Source organism: Zwartia sp. (assembly GCF_049655405.1).
GTDB lineage: Bacteria > Pseudomonadota > Gammaproteobacteria > Burkholderiales > Burkholderiaceae_B > Zwartia.
Genome location: NZ_JBASJR010000005.1, coordinates 34,051 through 57,148, shown reverse-complemented (window position 1 = coordinate 57,148; position 23,098 = coordinate 34,051). Strand labels below are relative to the sequence as shown.

The 23,098-nt window shown below is 51.5% G+C and carries 20 protein-coding genes; 12 read left to right on the top strand and 8 right to left on the bottom strand.

Annotation, left to right across the window (positions count from 1 at the left end; translation table 11 throughout):
- Positions 1-31 precede the first annotated feature (31 nt).
- Both WBJ47_RS03070 and pepN read right to left on the bottom strand, forming a co-directional pair.
- A complete protein-coding gene (locus WBJ47_RS03070) occupies positions 32-1,048 on the bottom strand; it encodes a class 1 fructose-bisphosphatase (RefSeq protein WP_422245353.1) in 1,017 nt (338 codons plus the stop codon).
- A gap of 50 nt (positions 1,049-1,098) precedes the next feature.
- Positions 1,099-3,807, bottom strand: a complete 2,709-nt coding sequence (pepN, locus tag WBJ47_RS03065) for an aminopeptidase N (RefSeq protein WP_422245352.1) — start codon at positions 3,805-3,807, stop codon at positions 1,099-1,101.
- 126 nt (positions 3,808-3,933) lie between these two features.
- Between pepN and WBJ47_RS03060 the strand changes: the two genes are divergently transcribed.
- The gene (locus WBJ47_RS03060; protein WP_422245351.1) at positions 3,934-4,770 is read left to right on the top strand and encodes a TauD/TfdA dioxygenase family protein; all 837 of its coding nucleotides are present in this window, start codon (positions 3,934-3,936) and stop codon (positions 4,768-4,770) included.
- A 79-nt stretch (positions 4,771-4,849) separates the two neighbouring features.
- On the top strand, positions 4,850-5,839 hold the full coding sequence (locus WBJ47_RS03055; RefSeq protein WP_422245350.1) for a Bug family tripartite tricarboxylate transporter substrate binding protein: 990 nt from the start codon (positions 4,850-4,852) through the stop codon (positions 5,837-5,839).
- A gap of 157 nt (positions 5,840-5,996) precedes the next feature.
- On the opposite strand, the gene WBJ47_RS03050 is transcribed toward WBJ47_RS03055, so the two are convergent.
- Positions 5,997-6,368, bottom strand: coding sequence for an H-NS family nucleoid-associated regulatory protein (locus tag WBJ47_RS03050; protein ID WP_422245348.1), 372 nt, complete (start codon positions 6,366-6,368; stop codon positions 5,997-5,999).
- Positions 6,369-6,616: 248 nt separating this feature from the next.
- Here WBJ47_RS03050 and WBJ47_RS03045 point away from each other — a divergent pair, with 248 nt between their 5' ends.
- The 7 genes from WBJ47_RS03045 (at position 6,617) to glcF (ending at position 15,408) form a co-directional block, all read left to right on the top strand.
- Positions 6,617-7,477 (top strand): carbon-nitrogen hydrolase family protein, encoded by an 861-nt coding sequence (locus tag WBJ47_RS03045; protein ID WP_422245346.1) that lies wholly within the window; start codon positions 6,617-6,619, stop codon positions 7,475-7,477.
- Positions 7,474-8,931 (top strand): metalloprotease TldD, encoded by a 1,458-nt coding sequence (gene tldD, locus WBJ47_RS03040; RefSeq protein ID WP_422245344.1) that lies wholly within the window; start codon positions 7,474-7,476, stop codon positions 8,929-8,931. The genes WBJ47_RS03045 and tldD overlap by 4 nt, the downstream gene beginning before the upstream one ends.
- A gap of 81 nt (positions 8,932-9,012) precedes the next feature.
- A complete protein-coding gene (aroG, locus tag WBJ47_RS03035) occupies positions 9,013-10,086 on the top strand; it encodes a 3-deoxy-7-phosphoheptulonate synthase AroG (protein ID WP_422245342.1) in 1,074 nt (357 codons plus the stop codon).
- A gap of 5 nt (positions 10,087-10,091) precedes the next feature.
- Positions 10,092-11,507: an FAD-binding oxidoreductase gene (locus WBJ47_RS03030; RefSeq protein WP_422245340.1), complete on the top strand. Its 1,416-nt coding sequence runs from the start codon at positions 10,092-10,094 to the stop codon at positions 11,505-11,507.
- Positions 11,508-11,567: 60 nt separating this feature from the next.
- A complete protein-coding gene (locus WBJ47_RS03025) occupies positions 11,568-13,064 on the top strand; it encodes an FAD-linked oxidase C-terminal domain-containing protein (RefSeq protein WP_422245338.1) in 1,497 nt (498 codons plus the stop codon).
- A 3-nt stretch (positions 13,065-13,067) separates the two neighbouring features.
- Positions 13,068-14,168 (top strand): glycolate oxidase subunit GlcE, encoded by a 1,101-nt coding sequence (gene glcE, locus WBJ47_RS03020; protein WP_422245337.1) that lies wholly within the window; start codon positions 13,068-13,070, stop codon positions 14,166-14,168.
- 10 nt (positions 14,169-14,178) lie between these two features.
- The gene (gene glcF / locus WBJ47_RS03015) at positions 14,179-15,408 is read left to right on the top strand and encodes a glycolate oxidase subunit GlcF (protein WP_422245336.1); all 1,230 of its coding nucleotides are present in this window, start codon (positions 14,179-14,181) and stop codon (positions 15,406-15,408) included.
- Between the two features lie 45 nt (positions 15,409-15,453).
- Here glcF and WBJ47_RS03010 read toward each other — a convergent pair whose 3' ends face one another.
- The 3 genes from WBJ47_RS03010 to WBJ47_RS03000 are packed head-to-tail and all read right to left on the bottom strand — an operon-like array spanning position 15,454 to position 18,358.
- The gene (locus tag WBJ47_RS03010; RefSeq protein ID WP_424585279.1) at positions 15,454-16,902 is read right to left on the bottom strand and encodes an NAD(P)(+) transhydrogenase (Re/Si-specific) subunit beta; all 1,449 of its coding nucleotides are present in this window, start codon (positions 16,900-16,902) and stop codon (positions 15,454-15,456) included.
- On the bottom strand, positions 16,899-17,240 hold the full coding sequence (locus WBJ47_RS03005) for an NAD(P) transhydrogenase subunit alpha (RefSeq protein WP_424585278.1): 342 nt from the start codon (positions 17,238-17,240) through the stop codon (positions 16,899-16,901). The genes WBJ47_RS03010 and WBJ47_RS03005 overlap by 4 nt, the downstream gene beginning before the upstream one ends.
- Positions 17,240-18,358, bottom strand: coding sequence for a Re/Si-specific NAD(P)(+) transhydrogenase subunit alpha (locus tag WBJ47_RS03000; protein ID WP_422243279.1), 1,119 nt, complete (start codon positions 18,356-18,358; stop codon positions 17,240-17,242). The genes WBJ47_RS03005 and WBJ47_RS03000 overlap by 1 nt, the downstream gene beginning before the upstream one ends.
- A gap of 133 nt (positions 18,359-18,491) precedes the next feature.
- Between WBJ47_RS03000 and mnmA the strand changes: the two genes are divergently transcribed.
- The gene (gene mnmA / locus WBJ47_RS02995) at positions 18,492-19,589 is read left to right on the top strand and encodes a tRNA 2-thiouridine(34) synthase MnmA (RefSeq protein WP_422243278.1); all 1,098 of its coding nucleotides are present in this window, start codon (positions 18,492-18,494) and stop codon (positions 19,587-19,589) included.
- Here mnmA and WBJ47_RS02990 read toward each other — a convergent pair.
- Positions 19,579-20,190: a glutathione S-transferase gene (locus WBJ47_RS02990; RefSeq protein ID WP_422243277.1), complete on the bottom strand. Its 612-nt coding sequence runs from the start codon at positions 20,188-20,190 to the stop codon at positions 19,579-19,581. The two genes, mnmA and WBJ47_RS02990, sit on opposite strands and share 11 nt — an antisense overlap.
- Before the next feature lie 240 nt (positions 20,191-20,430).
- Here WBJ47_RS02990 and purB point away from each other — a divergent pair, with 240 nt between their 5' ends.
- Both purB and WBJ47_RS02980 read left to right on the top strand, forming a co-directional pair.
- The gene (purB, locus tag WBJ47_RS02985; protein WP_422243276.1) at positions 20,431-21,807 is read left to right on the top strand and encodes an adenylosuccinate lyase; all 1,377 of its coding nucleotides are present in this window, start codon (positions 20,431-20,433) and stop codon (positions 21,805-21,807) included.
- A gap of 86 nt (positions 21,808-21,893) precedes the next feature.
- The gene (locus tag WBJ47_RS02980) at positions 21,894-22,298 is read left to right on the top strand and encodes a c-type cytochrome (protein ID WP_422243275.1); all 405 of its coding nucleotides are present in this window, start codon (positions 21,894-21,896) and stop codon (positions 22,296-22,298) included.
- Here WBJ47_RS02980 and pcaD read toward each other — a convergent pair.
- Positions 22,288-23,061, bottom strand: coding sequence for a 3-oxoadipate enol-lactonase (gene pcaD, locus WBJ47_RS02975; RefSeq protein ID WP_422243274.1), 774 nt, complete (start codon positions 23,059-23,061; stop codon positions 22,288-22,290). The two genes, WBJ47_RS02980 and pcaD, sit on opposite strands and share 11 nt — an antisense overlap.
- Between the last annotated feature and the right edge of the window lie 37 nt (positions 23,062-23,098).

The window sequence follows — 23,098 nt, the reverse complement described above, 5'->3', positions numbered from 1 at the left end:
ACTTTGATTGGCGAAGTAGTCCCTTTTGGAGTTACTTGTTAGCCTCATGGTGGTAGCGGGTTACAAGCTCGACTTCATTTTTTGAACCCAAGACCACACCGACTCGCTGATGCAGGCTCGTCGGTTGAATATCCAGGATGCGCTGTGTGCCATCCGTCGAGGCACCGCCAGCTTGCTCGACCAACATACTCATTGGGTTGGCTTCGTACATCAAGCGGAGCTTGCCTGGTTTGCCTGGCTCGCGAGCATCCCAGGGATACATGAAAATGCCGCCCCGCGTAATGAGTCTGTGCACATCCGCCACCATCGCCGCAATCCAGCGCATGTTGAAATCTTTACCGCGCACGCCTGTTTTTCCAGCCAAGCACTCGTCAATATAGCGACGCACAGGCGCAGCCCAGTGGCGCATATTGGACATATTGATCGAAAACTCTTTGGTGTCTGCCGGGATCGTCATGTTTTCGTGGGTCAGAATCCATGAGCCCATTTCGCGATCAAGCGTAAAGCCGACGACGCCTTGGCCGATCGTCAGAACCAACATAGTTTGGGGACCATAAATCGCATAGCCTGCCACCACCTGGGTACTGCCAGGCTGAAGGAAATCTTCTTCAGTGATTTCGCGTCCCGAGGCGCTTGCAGGGGCGCGCAGGACAGAAAAAATTGTACCGATTGAGACGTTGACATCAATATTGGAGGAGCCATCCAAGGGGTCGAATAGCAATAAAAATTCGCCTTTAGGGTAGCGATTGGGGATCAGATGGATGGTTTCCATTTCCTCTGATGCCATCGCAGCGAGGTGGCCGCCCCACTCATTGGCCTCAAGCAATACTTCGTTAGAGATCACATCAAGCTTTTTTTGAACTTCGCCCTGAACGTTCTCACTTTCAAGGCTGCCTAGTACGCCGCCAAGTGCGCCTTTGCTGACAGCATGACTGATTGTTTTACAGGCTCTGGAGACAATTTCAATCAGCAAGCGGACTTCTGATCCTAGTGCGTGTTCTGCACGCTGCTGCTCAACGAGGTACTGGGTGAGTGTTTTGCGTTTCATGTTGTGATGTCGAAATGATGAAATGAGAGTGTAGGCTAGGTAGAAAAAGATTACAGCGCCAAGGCTTTGGAAACGATTTCAAGCGTATTGCGCGATAAGTGAGGATGCGAGGCCACGCGTTGAAGCTCGCGCTGCATTTGTTCTCGAACAGTGGGGACAAAGCGGGCCCAGTGATCAAAGGCACGCGCCAAGCGTGCGGCGATTTCTGGATTGAGCGCATCTAGCGCGAGCACCTGGTCTGCCCAAAAACGGTAACCACTGCCATCTTCGGCATGGAGACCCAAGACATTGGCGATGCAAAATTGAAAAATCACGGATCTTGCGCGATTTGGGTTGCGCAACGTAAAGGCCGGATGCGCCATCAGACCAAGCATGCCCTCGGCCGTGGCCAGAGGTGAAGAGGCCTGGACGGCAAACCACTTGTCGATCACAAGCGGGTCATGCTGCCAGTTTTCGTAAAACTGAATGATGGCGTCGCTAGTGCGCGCGCTGTGGGTCTCGTGTGTGAGCGCACTGAACGCGGCCATACGATCTGTCATGTTGGTGGCGTGATTGAATTGCTGAAACGCACAATCAATGGCTGCCGAGTCTTGGGCTGCGATCAGAAAAGATAAGGCGAGATTTTTGAGTGCTCTTTTGCCTGCGGGTCCTGGTGCCGGAGAATAGCCTCCGGGAGTGACTTGCTTTTGATAGGTCTCAAAAAGAGCCGCGCTGTAGTGTTGAGCGAGGATGCGTTTAAGTGCAGTTCGCGCATGTGATACGGCGACAGGATCCATCGCACTCATCCGCTCTAGGACGGTTTTTTCAGAGGGTAGGCTGAGGGCACGCGCTTGATAGCCTGCGTCGACCGAATCGTCGTGAAGCATGGCTCCCCACGCCTCGATCATGATGGGGTCTGGCGTGCAGACTTGACCCGTCTCTCGCCAGGCTGTGGCCATATTCAAAATTTGTCGCGTCGCAAGTTCTTGGCCAGATTCCCAACGGGCGAAAGCATTACTGTCATGCGCAGAAAGTCTGGCTAGCTCTTGATTGGTGTAGGGGTAGATGAGATTGACGGGGGCTGAAAAATCTCTCAACAGTGAAGGGGTTGGACGGCTTAAGACTTTCTCAAATATCCAGCTTTGTGAGGCCTGGGTGAGCTCAAGCATCCTCTCGGTCGGTGCGAGGCCCGCCTGATTCTGGTGCACAAGAGGCAGGGCGCATCCTTGGGCATCCAGTAAACCAATCGTGATTGGAATATGAAATGGAAGCTTGTTGGTGTGTGATTGCTTTTCAACGCCCACCGAGGGGCACTGCTGGGTCAAGGTAAGCGTACAGCGCTCTGCAGTCGCGTCATAATCCAACGTGGCTGTCACGCGCGGCGTACCCGCTTGGCTGTACCAGCGTTTAAATTGGGTCAGGTTTTTGTCAGGATGTTGACGCTGCAACGCCCAATCCATGGCATCAACAAAATCATCACACGTCACCGCTTGTCCGTCATGTCGCCGAAAGTACTCGTCCATCCCCGCACGAAAGGTGTGCTCACCGAGCAGGGTATGCATCATGCGAATGACCTCCGCTCCTTTTTCGTAAACGGTTGCGGTATAAAAATTACCAATCTCTTGATAGCTTTCGGGACGGATGGGATGCGCCATGGGGCCGCTATCTTCTGGAAACTGGGCCGATCTCAAGGTGACAACATCATCAATGCGCTTGATCGCACGGGCACTTTGAGCCGCAGATTCGCTCAGGCCTTGCGCCATCATGTCGGCAGTGAATTCCTGATCGCGAAAGACGGTGAGGCCTTCCTTTAAGCTCAGTTCGAACCAGTCTCGGCAGGTGACGCGGTTGCCTGTCCAGTTGTGAAAATACTCGTGCCCGATCACCGCTTCGATCGCTTGGTAGTTCGAGTCGGTCGCAGTGTTGGGATTGGCCAAAACGTAGGCTGCGTTGAAAATGTTCAGCCCTTTGTTCTCCATCGCACCCATGTTGAAGTCTCTGGCTGCCACAATCATGAAGCGATCTAAGTCAAGCTCCAGACCAAAGCGCTGCTCATCCCAGCGCAGTGAGCGCTCGAGCGACTCCATGGCCCATTCTGTTTGGTTTTCAGAACCAGGATCACTGTAGACCTGCAATAAAACTTTGCGACCACTTTTTGTTGTGGTTTGGTGCTCTCTGCAAGCGAAATCGCCGGCGACGAGTGCAAACAGGTAACTCGGTTTGACAAAAGGATCATGCCATTGCACTTCGTGGCGCTGATCCTCTAACTCTTTTTTGAGGACAAGATTGCCGTTTGAGAGCAGCAAAGGGTAGGTCGCCCGATGACCGCGCAGGGTAACGTGATATTCGGACATCACATCAGGGCGGTCTGGAAACCAAGTGATTTTTCTAAAACCTTGGGCTTCGCATTGCGTAAACAGGCTGTTTCCAGACACGTAAAGACCTGAAAGACTTGTATTTTTTGCAGGTTGGCAGGTGCTCACGATGACGAGTTCTGCTTGATCGGGAAAATTAAGCACCGTGAGGTGTGATTCAGTCAGGGTGTATCGGGCGCTCTCGAGCATCTCCCCATTGAGATGGATCGAAATTAATGCAAGGTCCTCACCATCCAAGACCAGGTCGCCATTACTTGAAATATCTTTTCGGCGTTCGACCAGCATTTGAGCGCGCACCCAGGTCAAGTCAGCCTCTAACTCGAACTCAAGGTGAACAGATGGAATACGAAAGCCGAAGGGGCGGTAGTCTTCGCGTCGAATGGTGGTGCCGGTCTCTGTGCGCATGCTGTCGTCCATAATGAATCTCTTACATTGTATGAGTCTTGCGGAGAAAAACCTGACAATCTCAGCGATGAAACATTGATTCTGTCCTATGATTGAGGTTCGTTTGTTTCAAATGACTTAGACGCTATGAATTCAAAACTAGAAGTGAGACCGCTATCGGGTGCCGTAGGTGCAGAAATCCACGGTATTGATCTGCAAGGCAATGTCAGTGATGATCAAATCGCACAGATCCGTGAAATTTGGCTGAAATACGGTGTGATCTTTTTTCGTGATCAGCCACTTGATTGCGCAACCTTTCAAAATTTTGCGATGCGCTTTGGTGAGGTCGTGGAATATCCGTTTGTCAAAGGGTTACCGGATTTTCCTTTGATTATTCCCGTGCTGAAATTGCCACATGAAAAGCATAATTTTGGCGGGGTCTGGCATACGGACACCACTTATTTGAAAGAGCCGCCAATGGCGACGATGTTGATTGCGCGTGAGATCCCGCCCTATGGTGGTGATACTTTATTTTCTAGTAATTACTCGGCGTTTGAGTCTCTTTCGCCAGCTTTGCAAGAAACGCTTAGCGGTATGTATGCGGTTAACTCCTCCGCAAAAGCTGCCGTCACAAAAACGCGTGAAGATCGTCTGGCTGACTCAGCTAAGACCTCTGAGCGCGAAGATTTGAGTGCTGAGCATCCTGTTGTTCGTGTTCATCCAGAAACAGGTCGTCGCGCGCTCTACGCCAACCCGGGTCACACTACGCGCTTTGTGGGTTGGACCGAAGAGGAAAGCGAGCCGCTTCTTAAGTATTTGTTTGCTCACCAAGTCAGACCGGAATTTACCTGCCGTTTTGCTTGGAAAGTGGGGTCAATCGCCTTGTGGGATAACCGCTGTGTCTTACATAACCCGATTAATGATTATCACGGGCACAAGCGTTTGCTGCATCGCATCACCTTAAAGGGTGATAAACCAAAATGAGTATTAATAAATAATTAAAAGTAATATGCATTACAAGTATTGAAAATAATCGCTATTCATTGAGTGTAAAGAGAACATAATGAAAAAAAACTTCCGCCAGCTGACGACATCGATTTTTGGTATGTTGGCCTTATCGCTGTCATTAAACGCTTTGGCTCAAATCCCATCAGAGCTCGTGGGTAAATCAATCAAAATTATCGTCCCACAGGCTGCAGGGGGAGCGTCTGATGCCATTTCGCGTCTGATGGCCGCAGAATTAAGCCAGCGCTGGAACACCACCATTGTGGTTGAGAATCGTCCGGGTGCGGGCGGCAATATCGGTAGCGAGGCTGTTGCAAAATCTCCAGGTGATGGTGCGACATGGTTGATGAGTTATTCAGGTACCCACGCGATTAATCCTTCTCTTTACAAAAAAATGTCTTTTGACATGGTCAAGGATTTAGCTCCGATTGCCTCGCTTGCCACTTTGCCTTTTGTTTTAGTCGTGAATCCCGCTTTGCCGGTTAAAAATATTGCTGAATACGTTGCGTATGCAAAAGCGAATCCAGGCAAAATTAATATCGCCTCGTCCGGTAATGGTTCAGTCAATCATTTGTTGAATGAAATGTTAGGTTTGGCTGCTGATATTAAAACCACGCACGTTCCTTATAAAGGTGTTGCGCCAGCGTTAACTGATGTGATGGGTGGGCAGGTGCAGGGCGTGTATGCAAGCGCCCCATCCGTGATGAGCCAGATTAAGAGCGGTGCGGTAAGACCCTTGGCGGCTTCTGCGACTCGCCGCTCTGAGGCATTGCCTGATCTGCCGACCTTTGGCGAGGCGGGTTATCCTGCTTTGGCGCTAGATTCTTGGTTTGCCTTTTTTGTCAGTAGTGCAACGCCGATGGCATTACGCGAAAAGATTCATGCAGAAATTAATAAAGTCTTGGCGGAGCCCAAAGTCGTGGACCAGTTGCGTGCACGGGGTGCCTCAACGCTAATCACAACGCTGCCTGAGTTTCAGAAAGTGATTAATAACGACTTGGAGCAATGGGGCAAGGCAGTGCGTGCCTCAGGTGCCACCATTGACTAAGTAATACTATTTATACAAATGAAAATGGCCGAGAGTTTTAAATTCTCGGCCATTTTTTTAACCAAACAGATATGTTTGATTAAAAGTGTTTTTGATTAAAAGTCGGATTAAAACTAGATTAAAACTAGATTAAAACTAGATTAAAACTAGATTAAAACTAGATTAAAAACTGCTGGCGTGTTTGCCCGTTTTTCTCGGCTTCAACGATCCAAAGAGGTGCTTTGCCTCGGCCAGTCCAGGTGGCTGAGGTTGCAGGGTGGCGATACTTTGGGGCGACAGGCTTTTTAGTGCCCGAGGCTTTTGCCACCTTAGGTGCCTTGCTCAGGCCTGATGCGTGTGCTTTTGCACCTGGTTTGCCGTAGGCGGCTGAAATTTCCTCAGGGGTAATGCCATATTCTTTCATGGAGCGCAAAATACTTGAGATGACGGGTTTGCGCTGCTTGCTTTGCAAAAGCTGAGCCTGTTTGTTGAGGCGTTCGATTTCTTTTTGAATTTTTGCTTGCTGGTTTGCGTAATTTTGTCGTGTCATATCCTGCCCTGATGAAAAAAATGATAGGTAATTTTAAATAAACAAATAGCTTAAACATAATAAACTTAATATTGAACATATGGTAAACGATTATGTTTGCGGTCAGGTTTAATTAAAAATATTTTTGTCATATCCTGATGTTTATTTATAAAACCAAATGGCGATAACTGACATATCTGTATTATTTATTTTTGTAAAGACTTGAAGAAGATATTCAAGATTTATTTATTGTGAAATTGGAAATTAATATGTTGCATTCAGTTTCTCTCAAAGCGCCCTTTTCAGATTGCTTGCCTTCACCATTTAAAGTCGCAGCGATTCAGATGGTGTCTGCATCGACCGTTGAGCGCAATTTAGAAACAGCAGGCAAGTGGATTGCACGCGCAGCCGCGCAGGGTGCGAGATTGGTAGTTTTACCCGAGTATTTTTGCTTGATGGGTCGTCAAGAAACCGACAAGCTGTCGGTCGCTGAGCCAGAGGGCAGTGGCCCCATTCAAACGTTTTTGTCAGCTGCGGCTGCGCAATATGGCATTTATTTGTCTTCGGGGAGTATTCCGCTGGTTTCCCCAGATGCAGGTCGAGTATTTAATACTCAACTTGTTTATGGCCCTGATGGCAAACAGCTCGCACGTTACGACAAAATACATTTATTTAGTTTTGCGCGCGGAGAGGAAAGCTATGACGAGTCACGCGCGATTTTGGCGGGGGACCGTATCTCTCGTTTAGAGACGCCGGATATTACGCTTGGCTTATCTATTTGCTATGACTTAAGATTTCCTGAGCTTTATCGGTCGATGGGTCAGGTGGACTTAATTTTGGTGCCTTCGGCTTTTACCTACACAACCGGTCAGGCGCATTGGGAGCTTTTGTTGCGGACTCGTGCGGTTGAAAACCAGTGCTATGTGTTGGCACCCGCTCAGGGAGGCTTTCATGAGAATGGTCGTCGAACCTGGGGGCATTCGATGTTGATTGACCCATGGGGGGATATCCTAGAGGTGTTACCCGAGCATGAGGGTATCGTAAGCGGTACGATAGAGCCTAGTCGTTTAAAGGAAGTGCGGCAATCCTTGCCTGCACTGATGCACCGAACATTATTTACCGATAAATGAAACTGATTGATCCTGCCATTGCATCACTCTCCACAGCTAAATCACTGCTGCTGGATCCCTGGGGCTTGAACGAGTCTGACCTCAATCGTGCCATTGGTGAAATATTCACGCACAAGGTGGATTACGCCGACTTGTATTTTCAATATACGCGCAGCGAAGGCTGGAGTCTCGAAGAAGGTATTGTCAAAACAGGTAGTTTTTCTATTAGTCAGGGTGTTGGCGTCCGTGCGGTAGCAGGCGAAAAAACAGCTTTTGCTTATTCAGACACCTTATCTGCAGAGGCTCTTCTGTCCTCGGCCCATGCTGTTCGCAGCATCGCGCGCCAGGGTGCTGGTAAGGCACGCGTGCAGGCAGCCAAGGGCGAACGCAATCTTAGTCTCTACCAGCCAGTCGATCCATTGTCGACGATGGCCGCCCCTGAAAAGGTGGGACTGCTCGAGCGGGTGGAAAAAATGGCGCGCGCGAAAGACCCGCACGTCAAACAAGTCATGGCCAGTCTCGGCATGGAGTATGACGTTGTCATGATTGCCGGTAGCGATGGTCGGTTGACTGCCGATGTGCGTCCCTTGGTGCGTTTATCCCTTTCGGTCGTGGTTGAGAGGGGCGGGCGCAGAGAGACGGGTCATTCTGGAGGCGGGGGGCGCTCTGGACTTGAGTATTTCTCTGATGAAAGGCTTCGGCAATATGTTGATTTAGCTGTCCACGAAGCCATGGTTAATCTGGATGCGCGTCCTGCGCCCGCAGGTGAGATGACGGTTGTGCTTGCTGCGGGATGGCCGGGGATTTTGTTGCACGAAGCCGTTGGTCACGGACTTGAGGGTGATTTCAATCGCAAGGGTTCGAGCGTGTTTTCTGGCAAAGTGGGCCAGCGTGTCGCGTCCAAAGGTGTGACCGTGGTGGACGATGGCACGATTGAAGGCCGACGCGGCTCCCTCAATGTCGACGACGAGGGCAATCCCACTCAACGCAATGTTCTGATCGAAGATGGTATTTTGCGTGGTTATCTACAAGACACGCTCAACGCTCGATTGATGAAAACAGGTGTGACTGGCAATGGTCGTCGCGAGTCGTTTGCGCATTTGCCGATGCCCCGCATGACCAATACCTTTATGCTGTCTGGCAAAGAAGATCCGGAAGAGATGATTGGATCAGTCAAAAAAGGGATTTATGCCGCCAATTTTGGTGGTGGTCAGGTGGATATTACTAGCGGAAAATTTGTGTTTTCAGCCTCTGAGGCCTATATGATCGAAAACGGCCGCATCACGTATCCGATCAAAGGTGCCACTCTGATTGGTAGTGGGCCAGAGGCAATGAATCGTGTCAGTATGATTGGTAACAATATGAAACTCGACAGCGGTGTGGGAACGTGTGGCAAAGAGGGACAGAGCGTACCAGTCGGTGTAGGTATGCCCACGATCAAGATGGAAGGCTTGACTGTCGGCGGTACTGCATAGATTCCACAAAAAAGTAAGCGCTGAGCGATTCGGCGGTGATTAAATTTTCAATTTATACGTTTATTGTTTTAGGAGTGAGTTGTGCCACACAATACCGATGACCTGCGTATCCGCGAAATCAAGGAGCTAGCGCCTCCTTCGCACGCCATGAGTGAGAATCCCTGCACGCCAGAAGTGTCGTCACTTGTATTTGAAACGCGGCAAGCGCTGCATCGTATTTTGCACGGCATGGATGATCGCTTGGTCGTCGTCATTGGACCTTGCTCGATTCACGATACGAAAGCCGCGATTGAATATGCCAACAAACTCAAAGCGCAGCGTGATCGTTTGAGTGGTGAGCTTGAGATTGTGATGCGTGTGTATTTTGAAAAGCCACGCACAACGGTGGGTTGGAAAGGTCTGATCAATGACCCAGAGCTTGACGGTAGCTTTAACATCAACAAAGGTCTGAGAACTGCGCGAAGCCTTTTGCTCGAAATCAATGCGATGGGCTTGCCTGCCGGTTGTGAGTTTTTGGACATGATTACCCCGCAGTACATTGCTGACTTGGTGTCTTGGGGCGCCATCGGCGCGCGCACGACGGAGAGTCAAGTCCACCGTGAACTGGCCTCTGGTTTGTCGTGCCCCGTGGGCTTCAAAAACGGTACAGACGGAAATGTCCGCATTGCTGTCGATGCAATGAAAGCAGCTTCGCAGCCGCACCACTTTTTGTCAGTGACTAAAGCAGGGCATTCCGCCATCGTGTCAACCTTGGGGAATGAAGATTGTCACGTGATTTTGCGCGGTGGCAAAGCGCCCAATTACGATGCGGCGAGTGTTCAGGCTGCCTGCGAGGAAATGGCCAAGGCTGGTCTGGCGCAGCGTGTGATGATTGATGCAAGTCATGCCAACAGTAATAAAAAACCTGAAAACCAACCTGCGGTCTGTGCAGAAGTGGGCGCGCAAATTGCTCAAGGCGAAACTCGCGTCATGGGTTTGATGATCGAGAGTCATCTGGTGGCCGGTCGTCAGGATTTGGTGGCAGGACAGCCACTTGTTTATGGACAAAGTGTGACGGATGGCTGCATTGACTGGGATAGCTCCTTAAAGGTGCTGGAGTCACTCGCAGAGTCTGTGCGCGAACGTCGTCGCAGTCTGCTTAAGAACGAGCAATAAGTCACATGAACGCACCACACGATATTCAGTCTTTGCGCTGTCCACTTCCAGAGGAGATGATCCTCGAGTTGAAAGCTCAGTTTGGTGAGCGGTTCTCTATGGCCAATGCCGTTAGAGATCATCATGGTCGCGATGAGTCACCTTATCCGTCGATGTTGCCTGACGGCGTGGTGTTCGCTGAAAGCACTGAAGAGGTCGTTGTCGTGGTGCGTTTGTGCGACAAGCACGGTATTCCGCTGATTCCTTATGGTTCCGGCTCCTCTTTAGAGGGGCATATTTTGGCAGTGCAAGGTGGTATCAGCCTGGATTTAACCAGAATGAACAAAATAGTTGCTTTGCACGCAGAGGACCAAACGGTCACAGTTCAGGCTGGCTTGACGCGTAAACAACTGAACGAGCAAATTCGCGACACGGGTTTGTTTTTCCCGATTGATCCGGGGGCAGATGCCTCGCTGGGCGGAATGTCGGCGACACGCGCTTCTGGGACCAATGCTGTGCGTTACGGCACAATGCGCGAAAACGTGGTGTCTCTCACGGTAGTGACCGCTCAGGGCAAGGTGATTCGGACGTCGCGTCGCGCAAGAAAGTCCTCGGCAGGGTATGACTTGACAAGACTGTTTGTAGGTAGCGAGGGAACTCTTGGCGTCATTACTGAAGTGACGGTCAAGTTATATCCTCAGCCCGAAGCCGTCAGTGCTGCAGTCTGCAATTTCCCCAGCGTGCACGAGGCGGTAGCGTGTGTGATTCAAACCATTCAGCTGGGCGTGCCAGTTGCACGGGTGGAGCTGATGAATGCAGATGCTGTGCGTGCGGGTAATCTCTACAGCAAGCTGACATTGCGCGAAACGCCTCTGCTGTTGTTTGAATTTCACGGCAGTGAGGCGAGTGTCAAGGAACAAGCTCAAACGGTGCAAGAGCTCGCTCGTGATTGCGGTGGCATGGATTTTGAGTGGGCTGAGCGTCCCGAGGACCGCAATCGCTTATGGACAGCGCGTCACAATGCCTATTTTGCGGGCTTGCAATTGCGTCCGGGTTGTAAGGCGAGCACGACTGACGTCTGTGTGCCAATTTCTCGCTTGGCCGAGTGTATTGATGCGGCCACCGATGCGCTTTCCAAGGTGAGCTTTCCCAGCACGATCGTGGGGCATGTGGGAGATGGTAATTTTCACGTGCTGATGTTGCTGGATCCCAACAGCGAAAGTGAGTGGCAAGAGTCAGAGCAGCTGAACTATCAACTCGTGACACAAGCGATTGATGCAGACGGCACCTGTACCGGAGAGCACGGTATTGGTTTGCATAAAAAGCAATTTATGGCGCGTGAGCATGGAGAGGACGCGCTGGACTTGATGCGTGTGCTCAAGCTTGCTTTCGATCCGAACAATATCCTCAACCCTGGAAAGGTCATTGACCCCAGATCTTAGGGCAAACATCGGGTAAGTCCTGTCCTGCGCAAAGTTGTCTTCCGCGCTATTGTTTGCCCTATGAATGCGATCATCGATACTGGCTTGTCTCCTTTAATCGTTCCACCCAAAGAAGAGGTGGTACTTGCTCTGCGGGCGGTGGTTCCGCCGCATTGCGTTCTGAGCCGCGAAGAAGATACGCGCCCTTATGAGTGTGACGGTTTATCCCTGTATCGGTCGTTGCCGATGGCGGTGGTGTTACCTGAAACTGAAGCGCAAATCCAAAATATTTTAAAGGTGTGCAAGCGACTCAATGTGCCGGTAGTCGCCCGCGGAGCCGGCACAGGTCTCTCGGGGGGGGCGATGCCTCACGCTCAAGGTGTTTTGCTTGGACTGGCCAAATTTAATCAGATCAAACATATTGATGCGATGGCTGCGACAGCTGTGGTTCAGCCTGGCGTTCGCAATTTAGCGGTCTCTGAGGCTGCGGCCCCTTATGGTTTGTACTATGCACCCGATCCCTCGAGTCAGATTGCTTGCACGATCGGAGGAAACGTCGCTGAAAACTCTGGTGGTGTGCACTGTCTGAAATATGGTTTGACCATTCATAACGTCCTCAAGGTCAGAATGGTCACTATGGACGGCGACGTGGTGGAGCTCGGCTCTCTTGCGCCCGATAGTCCTGGTCCTGACCTACTCTCTGTTTTTGTTGGCTCTGAGGGCATGCTGGGTGTCGTCACCGAGGTGACCTTGCGTCTCACCCCCAAACCCGCCTTGGCAAGCGTGATCATGGCGAGCTTTGACGACGTTGAGAAAGCAAGTGATGCGGTCGGCAAGATCATTGGCGCAGGCATCATTCCCGCCGGACTCGAAATGATGGATAAACAGGCGACTCAAATGGTGGAGCCTTTTGTCAAAGCAGGGTACGACATGAATGCAGAGGCAATTTTATTGTGCGAGTCTGACGGCACGGTAGAAGAGGTTGCCGAAGAGTTGCAGCGCATGGAGCAGGTGTTCCAGCGTGCAGGTGCTACGCGTCTGCAAGTATCAACAAGTGAAGCGGAGCGCTTGCGTTTTTGGGCGGGTCGAAAAAATGCCTTTCCTGCTGCAGGTCGAGTGTCACCCGATTATTACTGCATGGATGGCACGATCCCGAGGAGACGCCTAGGTGATGTGCTCAAAGCGATTCAAACCATGGAAACGCAATTCGGACTTCGTTGTGCAAACGTTTTTCATGCAGGCGATGGCAATCTGCACCCTCTGATTTTGTTTAATTCCAATATCGAAGATGAAGTGCGTCGTGCCGAGGATTTTGGGGCAGCGATTCTTGAGTTGTGTGTCGAAGTCGGTGGAACCATCACGGGCGAGCATGGTGTTGGGATGGAGAAAATTAATCAGATGTGTGTGCAGTTCAGTCGAGATGAGCTTGATGTGTTCATGGCAGTCAAGCGCGCGTTTGATCCTGCCTGTCTGCTTAATCCTGAAAAAGTCATCCCAACCTTGGCCCGTTGTGCCGAATACGGCAAGATGCATGTGCATGGCGGAGCGATTGCGTTTCCAGATCTGCCGAGATTCTGACACATGACAAACTACGAAATTTCACAGTTGATTGATCAAGTGCTCGCTGCACGGGCAAGTTTTAAGCCCGTGTTGATTCGCGGAGGCGGTACAAAGTCCTTTTACGGCAATCCTTTCGATCGTCGGGGGGATGCCCCGGTGACGCTTGATATGCGCAGTGTGCGAGGGATCGTCAACTATCACCCTTCTGAACTTGTGATCACAGCCTTGGCGGGTACACCCCTTCATGAAATTGTGGAGACCTTAGACGCTGCAGGACAAATGCTGGCATTTGATCCTCCCGCCTTTGGTATTGAAGCGACGATAGGCGGCTGTGTCTCTGCAGGACTAGCCGGGCCTGGTCGACTGGGTGCGGGGCCCGTCAAAGATTACGTGCTTGGTGCGCATCTGTTGGATGCTCAGGGCAGGGTCTTGAAGTTTGGTGGGGAGGTCATGAAAAACGTAGCGGGCTATGACGTTTCTCGGTTGTTGACGGGCGCGATGGGGATGTTTGGCGCCTTGACACAAGTGTCTGTCAAAGTTGCCCCTAAACCATTTGAGGTGTGTACGCTTGAATGGGAGTTGGATGAAGCTGCGGCCTTGGCTCAATGTTTAAGTTGGCGTGCAAAACCACTACCCATTTCAGCAACCTCTTGGGAGTCTGTCGGCGGTGCAGGTCGTTTGCGTGTACGTTTGGCGGGTTCCGCCGCTGCACTGTTAGCGGCTCGTCACTCAATGGCTGGAGATGTGGTTGATCTTGCTGAAGCGACCAAGTACTGGGTTGCTCTACGCGAACATTCGCTTGATTTTTTTGCGACTCCTTTGTTGTGGAGAGTGGCATGCGCGCCGGGAACGCCTGTGCTGGAGTTGGGGCCCACGCTGACGGAATGGGCTGGCGGTCAACGTTGGATTGCCGCAGATTGTGATCCTCAGCACATTCGTAATGTCGCTGAGAGAGCGGGTGGGCACGCAACTTTGTTTAGACAGTTGACGGAGCAGCCGCTGCCTCCTCAAGGTGTTTTTCATCCTCTGAATCAAGGTGCGGCGACCATCGTCAGGCGACTTAAATTAGAGTTTGATCCAAAGTCGGTCTTTAATCCTGGTCGCTTGATTGCCGATCTATAACGAGATAATCATGCAGACCAATTTGGCGCAGTGGGCACGTGAATCGAAACTCGGGCAAGAGGCCGACGACATTTTGCGTCGTTGTGTGCATTGTGGGTTTTGTACCGCGACCTGCCCAACCTACCAAGTGCTTGGAGATGAACTCGATGGTCCCAGGGGACGCATTTATCTGATCAAAGAGGTCCTAGAGGGCAAGGAACCTACTCAGGCGACACAGCAACATCTTGACCGTTGTTTGACGTGCCGTAACTGTGAAACGACGTGTCCTTCTGGTGTGGAGTATGGTCATCTGGTCGACATCGGTCGCCAACTCGTCGAGGAAAAGGTCAAGCGGCCTTTGGCTCAGCGTGTGCAGCGTGCGCTTTTGCGAGAGGGGCTGACATCGCGTTTTTTTGCGCCTGCTTACAAGCTCGGTCAATCCTTACGCGAATGGTTGCCTGAAACCTTGCAGCGCAAAGTGATCGCGCCCCGTCCGGTTGGTCCACGTCCCGTGACTTCTGGTCATGCACGGCAGATTTTATTGTTATCTGGTTGTGTCCAGCCGACCATGATGCCTTCAATTGATGCTGCGACGATTCGCGTATTGGATCGTTTGGGCATTGGTACGCAAGTCGTGGCGGGTGCGGGCTGCTGTGGTGCCCTGAGTTTTCATTTGGATGACCAGGAGCGCGCACGGGCCCAGATGCGTTTAAATATTGATGCGTGGTTGCCGTATGTTGAGTCAGGCAAGATCGAGGCAATTGTCATGAATGCAACGGGGTGCGGTGCGATGGTGGCAGAGTATGCCCATCATTTGCGCGATGATCCTGTTTATCTCCCAAAAGCCGAAAAGATAGTTTCTTTTGTGAGAGATGTCGCACAGGTAGTGTCTCCCTATGCCCAAGAGCTCGTCAAACACGTAGATGCCTCAAAGCTTCCAAAGAGGCCGGTTTTTCATCCTCCTTGCACGCTGCAACACTGGCAAGGCTTGCGCCCTGAAAGCGAGCAACTCTTGACTGCACTCGGAATGTCTTTACAAGCGTTCAACGAAAGTCATTTGTGCTGCGGCTCAGGAGGCGCTTACTCCGTTCTTCAGCCAGAGATTTCGACTGCCTTGCGCGACCGTAAGCTTGAACATCTCAATGCCTCCGAACCAGACATGATGCTGTCGTCAAATATTGGTTGTATCGGCCATCTGCAAAGTGGTACTGATACGCCTGTGCGTCATTGGATCGAAGTTGTAGATGCTGCTTTGAAATAAGCCGTGACAAGCTAAGTTGTCACGGCTTTAGTTTTGTTGCAGTGATCAAGAGTTCTCGACTGCTTTCACCAAATCTTCGATGACTTTTTTAGCATCGCCAAACACCATCATGGTTTTGTCGAGATAAAAAAGCTCGTTGTCCAAGCCTGCATAGCCGGAGGCCATGGAGCGTTTGTTGACGATGATGGTTTTAGCTTTGTAAGCCTCAAGGATGGGCATGCCAGCGATGGGCGACTTTGGGTCATTTTTAGCTGCTGGGTTGACCACATCATTCGCACCTAACACCAAGACAACGTCTGTCTGCGCAAACTCGCTGTTGATGTCTTCCATCTCGAACACTTGATCGTAGGGGACCTCTGCCTCGGCTAACAAAACGTTCATGTGTCCTGGCATACGACCTGCGACAGGATGAATGGCGTATTTGACGGTCACGCCATGCTCAGTGAGTTTTTCTGCTAGCTCCTTGAGCGCATGCTGCGCGCGCGCCACGGCCAAGCCATAGCCAGGCACGATCGTGACGGTTTCCGCGTTGGTGAGCAAGAATGCTGCATCATCCGGACTGCCTGAGCGCACATTCCGCTGTACGCCTGAGCCAGCGGCTGGGCCAGCATCTGTCGCACCGCCAAAGCCACCCAAAATCACATTAAAGAAAGACCGGTTCATGGCCTTGCACATAATGTAGGACAGAATAGCGCCAGAGGAGCCGACCAATGAGCCCGCAATGATCAGCATTGGATTGTTGAGTGAAAAGCCAATACCTGCCGCAGCCCAGCCCGAATAGCTGTTGAGCATGGATACAACCACGGGCATGTCTGCGCCACCAATCGGAATGATGATCAGCACGCCCAAAATAAAGGCGATGATGGTCATGATGACAAAAGGCGTCCAGTCCTGTGTCAGCATGAACCAGATGCCGCAGCCGAGCATGGCAAGTGCCAGTGCAAGGTTGACCATGTGCTGACCAGAAAATACAACGGGTGCGCCTTGAAACAAGCGGAATTTGTATTTACCAGAAAGCTTGCCAAAGGCAATGACGGAGCCTGAAAAGGTAATCGCGCCCACAAAGGTGCCGATAAACAGCTCAAGGCGATTGCCGACAGGAATCGGTTCACCTTTGGCCGCGACAATACTGAATGCTTGGGGCTCAGCAACAATTGCAACGGCGATGGCTACTGCGGCTAGACCAATCATGCTGTGCATGAAGGCAACAAGCTCCGGCATTTTGGTCATTTCAACGCGTTTGGCCATCACGGTGCCGATTGAGCCTCCGATCAACAAGCCCAGTAACACCCAGCCTAGACCCACTCCAGCTTGGGCCTCTCGGGACAGGCTCACGATGAGCGCCGCAGTCGTGAGAACCGCAATCACCATACCTGCCATTCCGAAGGCGTTGCCTAGGCGTGAGGTAGTGGGGTGAGAGAGACCTTTAAGGGCTTGAATAAAGCACACCGAAGCGACCAGATATAAAAGCGTGACAACATTAATGGAAATCATGCATGGCTCCCACTCTTGGTGGCTTTATCTTTTTCCGCTTTGTCTTTTGGCGGTTTCTTTTTAAACATCTCTAGCATTCGTCGCGTCACCAAAAAGCCACCAAAGACGTTGACGGCGGCAAGTGCGACGGCAAACACACCCATGCCGCGAGCCAAGCCACCTTCAGTGAGTGCCGCAGCCAGCATGGCGCCGACGATCACGATCGCAGAGATCGCATTCGTGACAGCCATGAGTGGGGTGTGAAGTGCTGGCGTGACGTTCCAGACGACGTGGTAGCCGACGTAGATTGCGAGCACAAAAATGATCAGGTTAACAAGGGTAGGGCTAATCGCATCCATTATTTTTTCCTTAGATTTTTGCCATCTTCACAGACGAGGCAAGCCACAACAATGTCATCATCTCGCGCAACGGCCAGCTTGGCTTCTTTGTCGATAATGAGCTTGAGAAAATCCAAGACGTTGCGGGCATAAAGCGCAGAGGCATCTGTTGCTAACATGCCGGGTAAGTTGGTGAGTCCGACTAGCGCCACACCGTTTTCGTAGACCACGAGGCCTTTTTGCGAAAGTGGACAATTTCCTCCACGTTCAACGGCGAGATCGACGATGACGGAGCCTGGCTTCATCGCGCGAACTGTCTCAGCTGAAATCAACGTTGGAGCAGGACGTCCAGGGATCAGCGCGGTTGAAATCACGAGGTCAGCTTGTTTGCAGCGTTCTGAGACTAACACCGCTTGACGTTGCATCCAGCTTGCCGGCATGGGACGTGCATAGCCGCCGACACCCTGAGCAATTTCACGCTCCTCGTCAGTTTCAAAAGGCACATCAATGAATTTTGCACCGAGTGACTCCACTTGCTCTTTGGCAGCAGGGCGGACATCAGAGGCCTCGACTACCGCGCCGAGACGTTTGGCCGTGGCAATGGCTTGTAAGCCCGCGACACCAGTGCCCAGAATCACGACACGTGCGGCTTTGATCGTGCCTGCAGCGGTCATCATCATGGGAAACATGCGGCCGTAATAATGAGCGCCAAGTAAAACGGCTTTGTAGCCGGCTAAGTTGGCCTGTGAGGACAAGACATCCAGGCTTTGTGCACGCGTGGTACGTGGGGCCGCCTCCAGCGCAAAAGCGGTCAGACCCGCTTGTGCCATCGCATCAAGTCCTGCTTCGTCAAAGGGGTCGAGCATGCCCACCAGGGTGCTTCCTGCCTGAATACCCAAAAGCTCTGAGGTACTCGGGGCTCTAACCTTAAGGATGAGCGCAGAGGCAAGTGTCTGTGCCGCATCGACGATCTTGGCACCCGCCTGCTCGTAGGCCTGATCACTAAAGTGCGCGGCTAAGCCAGCGTCTTTTTCGACGAGCACCTCGTGTCCTGCGGCGACGTATTTTTTGACTGTTTCCGGTGTTGCGGCAACACGTGTTTCGCTATCGCGAGTCTCGCGCGGAATTCCGATTCGCATCGAGCGCTCCATTGGTAAGATGATGAATCCCTAGGTTATACACCACCTGCGGGGCTTAATACTCGAGATTTGACTGTTGCAGAAGCTGTATGCACTCCGGTTGTTGCCTGAGAGCGACTACAATTTGAATAATATGAATACATCCAAAAAGCGTGTGGTAGTGGGCATGTCAGGTGGCGTTGACTCATCGGTCACCGCTTGGCTGCTAAAAGAGCAGGGTTACGAGGTCATTGGCCTGTTTATGAAGAACTGGGAAGATGATGATGACTCTGAGTACTGCTCGACGCGTCAAGATTGGCTAGATGCAGCAAGCGTCGCGGATGTCGTGGGTGTGGATATCGAAGCGGTTAATTTTGCCGCCGAATATAAAGACCGTGTGTTTGCAGATTTCTTGCGAGAGTATTCGGCAGGCCGGACACCCAACCCGGATGTGCTTTGCAACGCTGAAATTAAATTTAAAGCTTTTCTTGATCATGCAATGACGCTTGGGGCAGACCATATTGCGACCGGTCATTATGCGCGTGTGCGTCAGGCAGGTGATCGTTTTGAGTTACTCAAAGCACTCGACCACACCAAAGATCAGAGCTATTTTCTGCACCGTCTCAATCAGGCCCAGTTGTCGCATACCTTGTTTCCTTTGGGGGAGATCAATAAAACCGAGGTTCGGCGCATTGCGCTTGAGCTTGGCTTGCCCAATGCCACCAAGAAAGACTCGACCGGGATCTGTTTTATTGGCGAACGTCCCTTCAGAGAGTTTTTAAACCGCTACTTGCCCACCCAGCCAGGACCGATTTTGACGGAAACAGGTAAAAAAGTAGGGGAGCATCATGGGCTTTCTTTCTATACCTTGGGTCAGCGCAAAGGACTTGGGATTGGCGGCGTCAAAGGCCATCAGCACGCAGACGGTACGGGGCCGGTCTGGTATGTGGCGCGCAAGGACATGACGACCAATACGCTCTATGTTGTGGAAGGTCACGATCATCCGTGGTTACTCTCTCAGCAACTGTCCGCGGATCAGGTGAGCTGGGTGAGTGGTCATGCCCCCGGAGCCGGTCAATATGCAGCAAAGACGAGGTACCGCCAGCAGGACTCCGTGTGTACGCTATTGCCAGAGTCGGAGGCGAGCGGCTTTGGAATGAGTTTTGAACAGCCTCAATGGGCCGTAACTCCCGGTCAGTCCGCCGTTTTATATGACGGGGACATATGTCTAGGGGGAGGGATTATTGCTTAGGCGGCTCAGTGTCCAGGAAACTCTGGCGCTGGCTAAGTTTGGTATAGAGTCGATCTAGATTGTGCGACTCTGCGCGCCAATCAATGTGTGGAAAACGAAAATCCAGATATCCCAGCACGCAGCCTACCGCTACATCTGCAAGGCTAAAGTTCACGCCCATACAAAAGCTTTTTGTACCTAAGTCAGCTTCCATGGCTTTGATGGCAGCATGAATTTTGCCGTATTGGCGGTCAATCCATTCTTGGCTTTGTTGCGCTGCGGGCCGCTGCAATTCTTTGACGATGGTGATAGCTGCGTCTAATGTGCCGTCAGCCAAGGCTTCCCAGCATTTTGCAGCCGCGCGATCACGACCGGTTTTTGGAATGAGCTGGCTGACTGGGGATAAGGTATCGACATACTCGGCAATGACGCGCGAATCGAACAGTCGGTTGTCATCTTCGGTAATGAGGCAGGGAACCTTGCCTAGAGGGTTGAACTCTTGCATCACCGTGTCAGCGGCCCAGACATTCTCTATTTGCATCTGATAGTCGAGTTTTTTCTCAGCCATCACGATTCGGACTTTGCGGACATAGGGACTGGTGAGTGATGCGATGAGTTTCATGTGCTTTTTGACTTTACGACAATGCTTAATTTACAACAATGCTCAAATTGTATTAGTTTTGCTAATCAACTCTTAAGATCTGAGGCAAGCGGTTCTTAGCTCCGCAAGCTAATGGGCGTACTAATCAGTACTTCGTTACCATACCCTGATAAGCGATAGAAAGGGAGTTATTACTCTTGAAACGGGGGTGATAAACTCAATCCAATCCATTTTGTCGTTTTTTTGTCAGCTTTCTCTCCTATGCAAACAAATCCTGCTTTGACTGTATTAAATGCCGTTTCCCCTTTGGACGGCCGTTATGCCTCGCGTTGCGATGCGCTCAGACCCTTACTTTCCGAAGCGGGCTTTATGGCGCATCGTGTTGAGGTTGAAATTGCCTGGCTGATTGGTTTGTCTCAAGCAGGTTTGTCCGAACTTCCTGCTTTTTCACCCGCAGCGACTCAGTTGTTACGCGGTTTAGTGACAAACTTTTCTGAGGCGGATGCAGATCGGATCAAGCAGATTGAGCGTACGACCAACCATGATGTAAAAGCGGTCGAGTATTGGCTCAAAGAAAAGGTCGCAGGTTCGCCAGAGCTTGAAAAAGCAGGTGAGTTTATCCATTTCGCCTGTACGTCTGAGGATATCAACAACACTTCTCATGCTCTGATGCTAGGTCGCGCACGCGAGCAGGTTGTCGTACCCCAGTTGCAAAAGGTGTTGGTTTCGCTTCAGCAAATGGCTCAGTCGCAGGCTGCACAGCCTATGTTGGCACGTACGCACGGTCAACCGGCCACACCCACGACCCTCGGTAAAGAGTTCGCCAACGTGGCGGCACGGTTGCGTGACGCGATTACGCATATTCAGGCGGTCGTACCTCTCGCAAAAATGAACGGCGCCACAGGTAACTACAACGCGCATTTGTCTGCGTATCCAGAGTTGAATTGGCCTGCTTTTAGTGCGGGAGTACTCAAGGAGCTTGGTCTCAAGCAAAACCCACATACGATCCAGATTGAACCGCATGACTGGATGGCGGGTCTGTTTGATGCGATTGCGCGCGCCAATACTATTTTGATCGACTTAAATCGCGACATCTGGGGTTATATCGCTCTAGGTTATTTCAAACAGCGCCTTAAGGACGGTGAGGTTGGTTCGTCAACCATGCCACACAAGGTCAATCCGATTGATTTTGAAAATGCCGAAGGCAATCTCGGACTGGCCAATGCCGTATTGCGTCATTTATCCGAAAAATTACCTATTTCCCGCTGGCAGCGTGATCTGACTGACTCGACTGTCCTGCGTAACTTGGGCGTGGCACTTGGTTACTGTTTGGTTGCCTATGATGCGTGTTTGCGTGGTTTAGGCAAGCTAGAGGTCAATGCCGCCGCGATTGATGCGGATATTGACAGTAGCTGGGAAGTGCTTGCTGAGCCCATCCAGACGGTGATGCGTCGCTATGGTTTGCCTCAGCCTTATGAGCAACTCAAAGCGTTGACGCGTGGTAAGGGCATCACCGAGCAGGCTTTAAGAGAGTTTATTAGTGGCCTGGATCTACCGGCAGAGGTACGCGCACGCATGCTCGCCATGACACCGCGTAGCTATATTGGTTTGGCGCAAGACCTCGCAAAGACGGTATAGTGAACTGATTAATCTCTAAAAGGAGTACGACCATGAAAAAGCTTTCGATTCTGTTGGTATCTGGTGCTTTGTAGTCTCCATTGTGGATGTCTACGGCAAGCGCCCAGTTTGCAAAGCCTGAGGATGCGATCAAATATCGTCAGTCCGCCCTCGTGGTCTTGGCGTCTCAGTTTGGACGGATGCAGCCAACGATCAAGGGACAAGTTCCCTATGATGCGGCTGCTATCAAGGCCAACGTCGCATTGGTACAAACCTTGTCGACGTTGCCTTGGAGCGCTTTCGGAGCAGGCACACAAGGCAATAGTTCAGCCAAGGCAGAGGTCTGGTCCGATGCGGCAGGCTTTAAAGCCGCACAGACCAAATTTGAAGGCGCAGTGGTCAAACTCTCGGCTGCAGCCGATGCAGGTGATTTAGATAAGCTGCGTGCAGCTTTTGGAGACGTGGGCGCGAGCTGTAAGGCGTGCCACGACTCCTATCGCGTCAAGAAATAAAGGGCAATACCGCCGCCAGGTATTCTGTTGGAACTTCTGGCGGTGCGATGTGCGCACTTTTGACTTGAACCATGCGCGCGTCTTTGATGCGATCCACCAAGGCTTGGCCACGGGCTTGTGGTGTCGAGAGATCAAAATCTCCTACGACGACGAGCGTTGGAACTTGGATGCGCTCCAGGCGCGGGTAAAGATCCATATCTCGAATGGCACCGCAGCAGGCCGCGTAGCCCTGGGGTGCTTGAGAAAGAGCAATGTTGCGAATGCGTTTGAGGTTGACATTGTTTTTAGCAACAAAGTCAGGCGTAAAGAAACGGCCAATCACGCCGTCAATAATTGCCGCCATGCCACCGTTTTTTAATGCTGCGATGCGTTGGTCCCAGATGCCGGGGTCAAACTCCGCTGCTGTATGGCTCAGTACAAGCTTTTTAAGACCTGTTGCCCGTCGTGCAGCGAGCTCCATCCCGACCATGCCGCCCAAAGAAATCCCCCAGTAGTGGTAATTGGAGAGGCGAGCAGCCGCGATGACGGCTTGGGCATCGTCGGCCAGCTGGTTGATCGAGTATGGCCCGGGAGGCGCCTCAGACCCGCCATGTCCGCGTGCGTCAAAGCGCACGACGTAAAAATGGCGCATCAGCTCTTCGAGCATGGGATCCCACAGCGTCAGGTCTGTTCCAAGCGAGTTACCCAGCACCAACGCAGGCAGTTGGGTATCCCCATCACCGCGCCAATATATCTTGCAGTCACCGTTGTTTAGGATAGGCATGTTGTTGTTCCCCAAGTCATTTTTTATATTTAGTGGT